We start from the raw sequence: 11,506 nt of genomic DNA, 5'->3' as shown, positions 1-11,506 counted from the left end.
TCCGCGGCCAGCAGGATACCGGCTTCAGCCACGGGGCAGCTCGATCACGACCATCGTTCCCTGCCCCGGCTCCGACACCAGTTGCAAGGTGCCGCCATGGGCCTCTGCCAATTGTTTGGCGAGCGGAAGGCCGATCCCCGCCTTGCCGCCGTTGCGCGCCTGTTCGGTCCGGGAAGACGCGTCGAAGATCGTTGCCTGCCGCTTGATACTGATGCCCGGACCATTGTCGGATACGACAAGGCGCGCCTTGTCCTCGCCGCCATCGCCGTGCAGCAGCACGCGCCCCCCCCGGGCGCAATAACGCACTGCATTTTCCAGAAGATGATCCAGCACCTGGCCGATCCTTCGCTTGTCGCCCTGCACGGTGCCCAGGCTGGACTGGAGCGACGTGGCAAGGTCGATCCCCTTGGCCGTCGCATCGCCCTTGATCCGCGTGACAGCGTCGCGCGCTTCCGCCGCAAGATCCACCGTCGCCTTTTCGATGGGCAGCATCCCGGCCTCGCCCTGCGTCAGGTCAAGCACATTGTCGATCAGCATGGAGAGGCGACTGGTGCTTTGCAGGATGCCATCGACATAGTCCTTGGCGGAATCGCTCAGTTCGCCCGCATAGCCCGCACTCATCATCTCCGCGAAACCAGCGATGGTGGTGAGCGGCGTGCGCAATTCATAGCTCATATTGGTGACGAAGGCTGTCTTCACCTTGTCCGCCTGCTCCAGCGCGTCATTGCGGTCGCGGAGCACCTGTTCCACCCGGCGGCTGTCGGTGACGTCGAGCATGGTGAACAGCGCATTGCCGTCGGGCAGCGGGATCGCCGCGAATTCGAAAATGCGCCCATCCGCAAAACCGACATGGCCGACGCGCTGCTTGCGCTCCACCGTGGCGGCGCGCACCAGTTCGCGGACGAGGTTCGCCTGCTGCGGCTTGGCTAGGCGCGACTGGACGGCGCGCATCAGTTCGTCGATCCGGGGATGTTTGGCCAGCAAATCCTCCGGCACCTCCCAGATCGACCGGAAACGACTGTTCCAAAGGTGCAGTCGTCCGTCCGAGGAAAAGACCCCGATCGATTCGAACAGATTGTCGAAAGTCGCTGTACGGACGCGCAGCAGAGTGTCGCGGGCGCTCGACAACTGAACCTGCTCTGTCCGATCCTCGAATATCAGCAGCAGACCGCCATCGGGCAAAGGCTGCCCATAGACGCGCAAATGGGTGCCGTCCGCCAGCAGCCAGTTTTCCTCTCGCGGATCGGGGGAGAGGAACCAGTCGCGCCGTTCCGCGCGCCAGGCCGGAAAATCCCTGTTCTCGGGCAGCCGCCGTGCTTCCCGCATCTGGTCCAGAACCCGCTCGAACGGCGGATTATCGGCCAGCCGTTCCTGATCCAGTCCGAACAGACTCATGAAGGGCTGGTTCCAGAAGCGCAGCGCACGATCGGACCCGAAGCGCGCCACCCCTGCGGACAGCCGGTCCAGCAGGTCGCGCTGCGCCGCCTCCAGCCGCCGATGTTCGACGCGGGCCTGCTCCAGCTCATTCTGGTCCATGGCAAAGCCCGCGACGCCCGCCGCGCCGAGCGGAACGTCGACCACCCGCATCGTCCGCCTTTCGCCGTCGATAGTCGCGGGGACCAGACGTTCGACCGGCGCGCCGTCGGCCAGGGTCTGCGCCGCGGCAGCCTGCGGCGTGACGCCGCCCACCGTCTCCACCAGTTCAGTGCCGTTGGCGATGACCTCCCGCGCGCTTTCACCGTCCACTGCCCGGACATAGGCCGTGTTGACCAGGCTGAGCCGCATGTCGGCGGCGCGATGCCACATGGGAAAGGGCGCCGCCTCGACCAGCCCCGCCAGCGCCTCCAGCGCCTCGCGAAGCTGCTCCACCTTGCCCTTCAGCGCCTGGATCTCCGCCTGGCTGTCGGTCGCGTCGAAGATCCACAGGACGACGCCGCCGCTCTCGGCCAGCACCGGCCCTGCAGGCGCACCACGGACCAGCAGCAGGCGCGACGAATCGGCGCCCTTCACCGGCAGCGCAAAGCTGCGCCCGGCACGCTGGGCCGCAGCGATCTCCTGCGCCAGGGCGGCCGCATCACCGGGTTCCAGACCGCCGTCCGGCGCGGTGAATTCGGAAACGAAAGTGGGCACCCTATCCTTGCCCAGCCATTTGGCGAGCCGGTCGGCCGCCTCCAGCCGCCCATCCGGGTGGATGACGATGGGCGCGGCCGGCGCCGAAGCGAGCAGGACAGACAGCCTGTCGAGCTTTCCCTGCGCCTGCATGCCTTCGCGGCGCCGACGCTGACCACTGGACAGAGCCCAGACCGCAGCACCCAGCCACAAGGCCAGCACGACGCCCAGGATCACGCCGGAAAGAGGGGTCAACGCCATTAGACCTGCTTCACCCTCATTGCCTGATATCTGCCCTGTCCATTGTTCTGAGGGGACTAACCCAAGTCCGATGCAGCGTGAAGCACCGAGATGGAAAGAATCGCGCTTTGCAACGCGCCGCGACCACAAGCCCGACGGAAGCGCCGGCACCCGGCCCGCAACACGCCGCCCAACGCTGCTGAAGCACGTCGCCGGGCACGAAAAAAAGGCCGATCCAAAAAGGACCGGCCGGAAAGTTTTAGGAGAGGATGCCTGAAAGGCCTTTCCTATGTGCAGTGCAGCACATTATTTTGCAAGTGCGAAAATGAAGCCCGTCATTGCAATGATTGCAATCCCTTGATCATCTCCGCACCGCATGGCGAAAATCAGCGCGTCAGCTTCTTATATGCGAGGCGCGTGGGACGATCCGCCGCATCGCCCAGACGGCGGCGCTTGTCCTCTTCATACATTTCGAAATTGCCCTCGAACCATTCAACATGGCTGTCGCCTTCGAAGGCCAGGATATGAGTCGCCAGGCGGTCCAGGAAGAAGCGATCGTGGCTGATCACCACGGCGCATCCCGCGAAATTCTCGATGGCTTCCTCCAGCGCCGCCAGCGTTTCCACGTCAAGGTCGTTGGTCGGTTCGTCGAGCAGCAGCACGTTGCCGCCCTTTTTCAGCATCTTGGCGATGTGCACGCGATTGCGCTCACCGCCGGATAGCTTGCCGACATTCTTTTGCTGGTCCTGCCCCTTGAAGTTGAAGGCGCCGACATAGGCGCGCGTCGACATGTCGTGGCCGTTCACCTTCACATAATCGAGCCCGTCCGACACTTCCTCCCAGACATTTTTCGACGCATCGAGGTGATCGCGGCTCTGGTCGACATAGCCCAGGCGCACGGTCGAACCGATGTCGATTTCGCCCGAATCGGGCTGTTCCTGTCCGGTAATCAGCTTGAACAGGGTCGACTTGCCCGCACCGTTCGGCCCGATCACGCCGACAATGCCGCCCGGCGGCAGCATGAAGGAGAGGTTTTCGAACAGCAGCTTGTCGCCATAAGCCTTGCTGATGTTCTTCGCCTCGATCACCTTGCCGCCCAGGCGCTCCGGCACCTGGATGACGATCTGGGCCTTGCCGGGGGTACGGTTCTCCTGGCTGGCGACCAGTTCCTCGAACTTCTTGATACGCGCCTTGGACTTGGTCTGGCGCCCCTTGGTGCCGGCCCTGATCCATTCCAGTTCGTCGTTGATCGCCTTCTGGCGACCTGTCGCTTCCCGGTCTTCCTGTTCCAGGCGCTTGGACTTCTTCTCCAGATAGGTGGAGTAGTTGCCTTCGTAGGGGAAATATTTGCCGCGATCGAGCTCGAGGATCCAGCCGACCACATTGTCCAGGAAGTAGCGGTCGTGGGTGATCATCAGCACCGCGCCGGCATATTCCTTCAGGTGATTTTCCAGCCATTCGACGCTCTCGGCATCAAGGTGGTTGGTCGGTTCGTCGAGCAGCAGGATGTCCGGCTTCTGGATCAGCAGGCGGGTCAGCGCGATGCGGCGCTTTTCACCGCCCGACAGGCTGTCGACCGGCCAGTCCGAAGGCGGGCAGCGCAGTGCTTCCATCGCGATCTCCAACTGGTTGTCGAGCGTCCAGCCGTCGACCGCGTCGATCTGTTCCTGCAACGTGCCCATTTCCTCCATCAGCGCGTCGAAATCGACGTCCTCCGGCGGATCGGCCATGATCATGCTGATCTCGTTGAAACGGTCCAGCTTGTCGGCGACTTCCCGCGCGCCGTCCTTGACGTTTTCCAGCACCGTCTTGCTGGGGTCGAGCTGCGGCTCCTGCGGCAGGTAACCGACAGTGATATTCTCGCCAGGCCAAGCCTCGCCGCTGAAATCAGTGTCGATGCCGGCCATGATCTTCATCAGCGTCGACTTGCCCGCGCCGTTGGGGCCGACGATGCCGATCTTCGCCCCGCGATAGAATTGCAGGTTGATCTGGTTGAGCACCGGCTTGGCGGCGCCGGGAAAGCTCTTGGTCATGCTCTTCATGACGAAGGCGTATTGGGAGGAGGCAGACATGGCTTGAAGCAGCTCCGAAGGAATTATGTGAAAATTTGCGGCGGAGTTAGCGGAGGCAGAACGCGTTGGCAAATGGGGGATGCCCCGCTAAGCCTGATCCATGCATAAAATCCGATCGGGCACGCTGGCCGCCCTTATCCTGGGCGGCATCCTTACACCCTCCCCGCTCCTTGCCGCCTCCGGTGCCGATGCGATTCGAACCGCTGCCCTGGCGGACGAGATCGCGATGGACTTCACCGAAGGCCTGACCACGGAGGTCGGCCCCCGCCCCGCCGGTACGCCCCAGGAGGCGCGCGCGCGCGATTGGGCCGTGGTGAAGCTTAAAAGCCTGGGCTTCTCGAACGTCCGCGCAGAGCCCTACACCATGCCGGTATGGCTGCGTGGACATGACGAAGCCCGGGTGATCGCGCCCTTCCCCCAAGCCCTGGTCCTCGCCGCCCTGGGCAACAGCGCGTCGACCCCGGACAAGGGGATTGAGGGCGACATCGCCTATTTCCCGACGCTCGCCGATCTGGAGGCGGTTCCTGACGGCAGCCTCAAAGGCAAGATCGCCTTTGTCAGTCATGCGATGCATGCGACGCAGGACGGCAGTTCCTATGGCTATTTCGGTGCAACCCGTCGGCAGGGGCCCAGCGTCGCCTCCAAAAAGGGCGCCATCGCCATCCTGATCCGATCGATCGGCACAGACAATCACCGCCAGCCGCATAGCGGCGTCCAGATGTGGGCGGACGGCGTAAAGCCCATCCCCGCAGCCGCGCTAAGCGTGCCGGATGCGGACCAACTCGTCCGGATCGTCTCGCGGGGACAGGCCGTGCGGCTTCATCTCACGCTCACCTCGAAGATGCTCAAGGACCAGCCCTCGGGCAATGTCCTCGCTGAAATCCCCGGCAGCGATCCCAAGGCCGGCATCGTCGTCGCCGCATGTCATCTCGACAGCTGGGACCAGGGAACGGGGGCAATCGACGATGGCGCGGGCTGCGGCATCGTCGCGGCCGCCGCGCTCCAGGCGAGCAAGACAGGACCGCTCCGCCGCACCATCCGCGTGCTGATGGCCGGCGCAGAGGAAGTGGGCGGAAATGGCGGGCGCGCCTATTTCGACGCGCATGGCAAGGAAGCGCATGCCATGGCGATGGAATCGGATTTCGGCGCGGATCGCGTGTGGCGCGTGGATTTCAAGCTGCCGCAGGGTCAGGACGCGCTTGCCCGCCGTGTCATCGCCGGACTGGCTCCGCTCGGCATCGGCGCCAGCCGGTTGCCCGCTGGCGGCGGCTCCGACATTGAACCCCTGGTGAAGGCGGGCGTTCCCGTGATCGACCTCCAGCAGGACGGCACCCGCTATTTCGACATCCATCACACACCGGACGACACGTTGGACAAGATCGACCCGGCGCAGCTTCGGCAGAATGTCGCGGCATGGGCAGTTGCACTTTTCGAAATCGCAAATGCGCCGGAATCGCTAGGAAGTAACTGAACTTTTATTGTAGACAACACCCTGTCGCGTGATTCTGTCGCTTCACCGACGCAGAAAAGCATTGATTTGTGCAGCGCACACGTTAATGCGGGTCGCTCGCGTAGGTCACGTTTTTTGGCGTGACGACGCGGCAAAATGCTATGGGAGCCGTACACAATGAAGAAGATCGCTGTTGTTTTCGCTTCGGCCGGCCTGATGGCCCTCGCCGCTTGCGGTGAGAAGCCGGCCAACGAGACCGCGAACGCTTCGAACGCTGTTGTTGAGAACGTTGTCGAAAACGCCACCAACGCTGCTGACAACGCCGCGAATGCCGCTGACAACGCCGCCAACGCTGCGAACGTCGCTGGCAACGCCGCCAACGCCAAATAATCTTCGCTTCCGCGAGATTTTCGAAAGGGCGGATCGTCTTGGCGATCCGCCCTTTTTCTATGCCAACGGAAATGAAGGCAAAAGCGCGATTGACGGGCGGCCTGCTTCACCGCTAAGGCCCGCGGGCGCCGGGGAGTAGCGCAGTCTGGTAGCGCGCCTGCTTTGGGAGCAGGATGTCGCAGGTTCGAATCCTGTCTCCCCGACCATTACCCGAATATATTGTGGATGCCGGTCATGCCGGTTGTTCAGTTCAATGGAATAGAAGCCACAGGACGATGATGACGGGAATGGGCACGCCCAGCAGCCACAGCAGAATGCCCTTGCCCATATAGTCGGTCCTCCGTCGTCTGGCTTTGCATGCTGAACGACAGGGGAAGCTCCGAAGTTCCCGTTCCTAAAGGCACGCCCTTCTGGCGGCGCCCCGGCTTATCCTTGCGTCCGGTGCCGGAACAGCCGACCGCCCGGAACAGCCGCCTGCAAAGCAAAAACCATCACTGCCAACCCTGGGTCGGCAGCGATGGCTCATGATACCGGCATTCACGCCGGACAGGCGATATCAGAGCGCGTAGTCGATCTGCGCCCAGAACTTCCTGGTGTCGGCATCGCCGGCATAGCTGGCGATCCCCTTGCGATCATATTCGGCATATTTGACGAGCGCGCTCAAATGCTTGTTCAGCTTCAGCGTTATCTGCGCATTATATTCGTCGCCATAATGGATCGACAGCCGGTCGCTGCTGAAATGATGGTAGATGAAGGAGGCGACGAGCGGCCCGGCCTTGCCGACCTTCGGCACGGTATAGGCGATGCCGGCATAATAATCCTGAAGGCCGGTGCCGGGTGTAGTCAGGAACTTGTCGGCCCAGCCGTTGAACTTGTGAAGCGTTGCGAAGGGTGTCTGAAAGGCAAAGCCGCCCGCGATACCGGTCGCGCCCGCATCCGATCCCAACAGTTCATAGCCGGCCGTCAGCTTGAACGCCGCAACATCCAACCCCAGTTCCGCCGTGGCATAGTCCGCCGAATAGTCGACTGGATTGATCGCATAGTTGCTCTGCCGCGCATAGCTGGCGAGGTAGCTGAGCTTCACCTTCTTCGTCAGCGGCTGCGCGCCCATGAAGCGGACGCCATATGTCTGGCTACTATTGCGCCTCAGCGCGGCCACGGCCTCATCCTCGTCCACCAGATAGGCAAAGCCGGTCAGCGTCCCAAGCTTGGTCTTGTAGGAGATGTTCGCGAAAATATCGTCGCCGTCGATCTGCGTCGGCCGGTTGACGGAGCCGAACTTGCCCCCGTCAATGCCCCAGATGGTGCGCGCCGAAATGGCGTAGCTCAGGTCGATCTTCAGGTTTTTCACGCCCATATATTCGACGCGCACGGCATCGAATGTCTGCTCATTCTGCCGCCATGCGACGGAGCCGACGAAACGCTGGTCGTCCAGGTTGATCCGCTGGCGCCCCACGGTCACGATCAGCGGCTTGGTGCGATACTGGATCTGCACCCGGTTGGCCTCGACATTTTCCGGATCGGGGACGATGGGGTAGAGCGTCTTGCCGTTGACGCCGCTGTTATAATCCTCATCGATCGCCAGCGTGCCTTCCCCTTCGACCAGCAGCGCCCAGGGGCCCTTCGAAATCTCGCCCCCCGCACGCAGTCGCATTGTCACGGCATTGGCATCCCGGCTGCTGCTGAGCGGCGCCGGGCCGGCCTGATCGACCGTCTCATAGCGCAGGCGCGCTTCCACGATCGGTTTGAACACGACCTCCTGCGCCTGCGCAGCGGCCGCGGACAGACCGATTATCGGTGCCGACGCCGACAACAGGAAATAAACCTTCTTCATAAATCCCCCTTCATTTGCTCCCGATGGCTATTCTGGGCCTTTTCAGGGCAGCCTCTCCAAACCCGATTGTTCCTTTGATTTCAGGCCGCGAGCGTCGCCGGATTGCGATAGCGCTCATGCAGGAAGTGGATCACCGCCGAACGCGCTTCGGCATATTCGACGGTATCTATGGCCTCCAGCCGGTTCCGGGGACGCGCCAGCGACACCGTGAGATCCTCACCGATGCGGGCGGCCGGGCCGTTGGTCATCATGACGACCCTGTCCGCCAGCAAGACCGCCTCATCGACATCATGGGTGATCATCAACACGGTATTGTTCAGCCGTGCCTGCAAATTCATCACCACATCCTGCAACGCCGCCCGCGTCAGCGCGTCCAGCGCGCCGAACGGTTCGTCCATCAGCAGCACGCGGGGGTTCATTGCGATAGCGCGGGCGATGCCGACGCGCTGCTTCATGCCGCCGGACAGTTCGCCGGGCCGCTTGCCCGCCGCGTGGGCCATCTGGACCAGTTCCAGATTATGGATCACCCAATCCTTGCGCTCGGCCTTGCTCTTGCCGCCCGCCGTCTTGTCGACCGCCAGGCGCACATTCTCCTCGACCGTGAGCCACGGCAGCAGGCTGTGGTCCTGGAAGACCACCGCGCGATCCGGCCCGGGCACATCGACCAGTTCGCCGTCGAGGAAGATCGCGCCTCGCGTTGGTTTGACCAGCCCCGCCACGGCGTTGAGCAAGGTCGACTTGCCGCAGCCCGAATGGCCGATCAGGGCGACGAACTGTCCCTTGTCCACCTCCAGGTCGATCCCGTCGAGCGCACAAAAGCGCCCCGCCCTGGTCGGAAATTCGACGCTGATGCCCTCTAGTGCGAGATAACTGCGCTGTTTCATGCCAATCCCCCTTTTCAGCCCGCGCGGCCGATGATGCGGCCCGCAAGCGCGACCATCCGGTCGAGCGCGAAGCCCACCATGCCGATCCAGATCAGCGCGACGATGGTGTCGGTGAGGAGCGAGCTGTTGTAGCTGTCCCAGATGAAGAAGCCGACGCCAGTGCCGCCCTGCACCATTTCCGCAGCAACGATGGCGAGCCAGCTCATGCCGACGCCGATCCGCAGGCCGGTGAACATGTGTGGCACGGTGGCGGGCAGCATGATGCGGGCGAAATATTCGACCGGATTGAGCGCCAGTACCTTGGCCACGTTGCGATAGGCCGCCGGAATGGTCTGCACCCCCACCGCCGTGTTCAGGATGATCGGCCAGATCGCGGTGATGAAGATCAGGAAGATCGCGGACGGCTGCGCCTGCTGGAAAATGGCAAGGCTGATCGGCAGCCAGGCCAGCGGCGGCACGGTGCGCAGCACCTGGAACAGCGGGTCGAGCGCTCGGAAGGCAAACACGCTCTGTCCGATCAATATGCCCAGCGCTACGCCGATCACCGCCGCGATGCTGTAGCCGATCAGCACGCGGCCGAGGCTGGTCAGCACATGGCCGGCAATGCCGACATCGCCGCCGTCCTGGATGCTGAGATGGGTAAGGCCGATCTCCACGCCCTTGAACGGGTGAACGATGACGTCATGGCTCTCCTGCCAGACCTTGAGCGGACTGGGAAAAGTCGCATCCAGCGATCCGCAGAGCAATTGCCAGAAGGCCAGCAGGGCACCGACCATCAGCAGCGTCGGCGTGACGTTTGCGGCGACTGACCTGAGGCTGCGGATCAATGGATGAACCGGCGCCGCAACGGGTTCGAAGCTCCGGCGCGCAATGGCTTCCTCGGGATAGGGCAGGATGACCCCCAATTCGGTGGCGGACCCGCCGGTCGAAGCCGACGGTCCATTGGTCTTGCCGGGCGATGCCGATGCCATGCTGATCTCCTTCATCAGGCGCGCTTGATCGCCAGGCTGGCGAGGTAGGCCTTGGGGTTGGCGGGGTCGAAGGTCTTGCCGTCGAAGAACTTCTCGACGCCGCGGCTGTCGCTGGCGGGGCCCTTGCCGCCCAGCATGGCCGCTGCCTTCCGCCAGATGTCGGATCGGTTGACCTTTCCGATCACCCCCTTGGTGTCGAGGGACACGGGCAGCTTCCCCCAGCGCTGGTTTTCGGTGAGGAACCACAGATCGTGGCTCTTGTACGGGAAGGAGGCATAGCCCGCGAAGAACTTCATCTTGAAGGCCGCGTTCGGGAATTTGCGTCCATCCCCCATGTTGAAATTGCCCTGCAGGCGGTCGGCAATGTCGGTGATCGGGCACTTCAGATAATCGCGCCCGGCAATCGTTCCGGCAAGGCGCGTGATGTTGCCGGGATTGTCCGCCCAACGCTGCGCCTCGATGATCGCCGCCGTGATCGCGACGGCGGCCCTGGGATATTTCGCGACCCAGTCGGACCGCATGGCGAAGCTCTTTTCCGGGTGGTTCATCCACATCTGCCCGGTCGAAACCGCCGTGTAGCCCAGTTGCTGCGCGACGAGCTGGTCGTTCCACGGCTCGCCCACGCAGAAGGCGTCCATCGTGTCTGCCTTCATGTTAGCGACCATCTGCGGCGGCGGCACGGTGATCAGCTCGACATCCTTGTCAGGATCGATCCCCCCGGCCGCCAGCCAATAGCGCAGCCACAGGTCATGAGTGCCGCCTGGGAAGGTCATGGCCATGGTGATCTTCTTGCCCGCCGCCTTGCGCTGCGCGATCACGCCCTTCATCTTGCCGGCGTTCTGGTCCGCCTTGGCGCCCAGATATTCCTTGGAAACGGAAATCGCCTGGCCGTTGACGTTGAGGCGGGCGAGGATGCTCATCGGCGTCGCCTTGCCGATTGCGCCCAGCGTCAACAGATAGGGCATGGGCGTCAGGATATGCGCCCCGTCGATGCCGCCGGCGGCGGAACCCAGAACCAGATTGTCACGCGTCGCGCCCCAACTCGCCTGCTTCGCCACCTGCACGTCAGGCATGCCATATTTGGCGAAGAAGCCCAGCTCCTTGGCGATGATCAGCGGCGCAGCATCGGTCAGCGCGATGAAGCCCAGCTTGGCGCCGGTGACTTCCGGTCCCGCACCTGCGGCGAATGCCCCTGATGGAAAGGCCTGCTGCACAGCAGCAAGCACCGCCGCCGTTCCGCTGGTCTTCAGCAGCCCACGGCGACTGACGCCATCCTGATTATCCCCCTCTGCCATTCCCCAATGTCCTTTCCTTGTTGATCGTGATCGCTGGAGGCGGCACGCGACTGGTCATCGTCGGAAAAGATCCAGCACACGAAAATCGATGTCGAAAGCCGCCCTGCAGCACCTATGCCGCCGGTGAAAAACCAATAAAAAAGCCGCCGGAACGAAGGTCATCTGACCCTGTCCAGGCGGCATCTTTGCCATGTCGGTTTTTCAGAAACCGGGCCGACCCCCAGCCGTCATCGGTGGGTTCAGCCTGAATGCCGAAGCGCC

The 11,506-nt window shown here is 63.0% G+C and carries 8 protein-coding genes and 1 tRNA gene; 3 read left to right on the top strand and 6 right to left on the bottom strand.

Annotated elements, in window-relative coordinates; translation table 11 throughout:
• Positions 1-24: 24 nt before the first annotated feature.
• Together ACN9MX_RS04170 and ettA are read right to left on the bottom strand one after the other, a co-directional pair.
• Complete coding sequence (locus ACN9MX_RS04170) at positions 25-2,370, bottom strand: sensor histidine kinase (RefSeq protein WP_363825682.1); 2,346 nt, start codon at positions 2,368-2,370, stop codon at positions 25-27.
• 365 nt (positions 2,371-2,735) lie between these two features.
• Positions 2,736-4,421, bottom strand: a complete 1,686-nt coding sequence (gene ettA / locus ACN9MX_RS04165) for an energy-dependent translational throttle protein EttA (protein ID WP_363734879.1) — start codon at positions 4,419-4,421, stop codon at positions 2,736-2,738.
• A gap of 100 nt (positions 4,422-4,521) precedes the next feature.
• Between ettA and ACN9MX_RS04160 the strand changes: the two genes are divergently transcribed.
• The 3 genes from ACN9MX_RS04160 (at position 4,522) to ACN9MX_RS04150 (ending at position 6,467) form a co-directional block, all read left to right on the top strand.
• Positions 4,522-5,892, top strand: a complete 1,371-nt coding sequence (locus tag ACN9MX_RS04160; RefSeq protein WP_363825679.1) for a M28 family peptidase — start codon at positions 4,522-4,524, stop codon at positions 5,890-5,892.
• 156 nt (positions 5,893-6,048) lie between these two features.
• Positions 6,049-6,261 carry a hypothetical protein gene (locus ACN9MX_RS04155; protein WP_133654171.1) on the top strand — a complete coding sequence of 71 codons (213 nt, stop codon included), beginning with the start codon at positions 6,049-6,051 and terminating at the stop codon, positions 6,259-6,261.
• Positions 6,262-6,390: 129 nt separating this feature from the next.
• Positions 6,391-6,467: transfer RNA gene (locus tag ACN9MX_RS04150), tRNA-Pro, on the top strand.
• A 350-nt stretch (positions 6,468-6,817) separates the two neighbouring features.
• Here the strand turns inward: ACN9MX_RS04150 and ACN9MX_RS04145 are convergent.
• From ACN9MX_RS04145 to ACN9MX_RS04130, 4 genes are all read right to left on the bottom strand, one after another.
• Positions 6,818-8,095, bottom strand: a complete 1,278-nt coding sequence (locus ACN9MX_RS04145; RefSeq protein ID WP_426387230.1) for an alginate export family protein — start codon at positions 8,093-8,095, stop codon at positions 6,818-6,820.
• A gap of 80 nt (positions 8,096-8,175) precedes the next feature.
• Positions 8,176-8,979 carry an ABC transporter ATP-binding protein gene (locus ACN9MX_RS04140; protein ID WP_363734882.1) on the bottom strand — a complete coding sequence of 268 codons (804 nt, stop codon included), beginning with the start codon at positions 8,977-8,979 and terminating at the stop codon, positions 8,176-8,178.
• A gap of 14 nt (positions 8,980-8,993) precedes the next feature.
• On the bottom strand, positions 8,994-9,950 hold the full coding sequence (gene ntrB, locus ACN9MX_RS04135) for a nitrate ABC transporter permease (protein WP_363825673.1): 957 nt from the start codon (positions 9,948-9,950) through the stop codon (positions 8,994-8,996).
• Between the two features lie 14 nt (positions 9,951-9,964).
• On the bottom strand, positions 9,965-11,245 hold the full coding sequence (locus tag ACN9MX_RS04130; RefSeq protein ID WP_363734885.1) for a CmpA/NrtA family ABC transporter substrate-binding protein: 1,281 nt from the start codon (positions 11,243-11,245) through the stop codon (positions 9,965-9,967).
• Positions 11,246-11,506 lie beyond the last annotated feature (261 nt).

Origin of the sequence: Sphingobium sp. R-21, from assembly GCF_049913335.1 — a bacterium.
Taxonomy (GTDB): domain Bacteria; phylum Pseudomonadota; class Alphaproteobacteria; order Sphingomonadales; family Sphingomonadaceae; genus Sphingobium.
The sequence above is the reverse complement of the archived record's forward strand: the minus strand, read 5'-3'. Positions and strand labels throughout refer to the sequence as shown.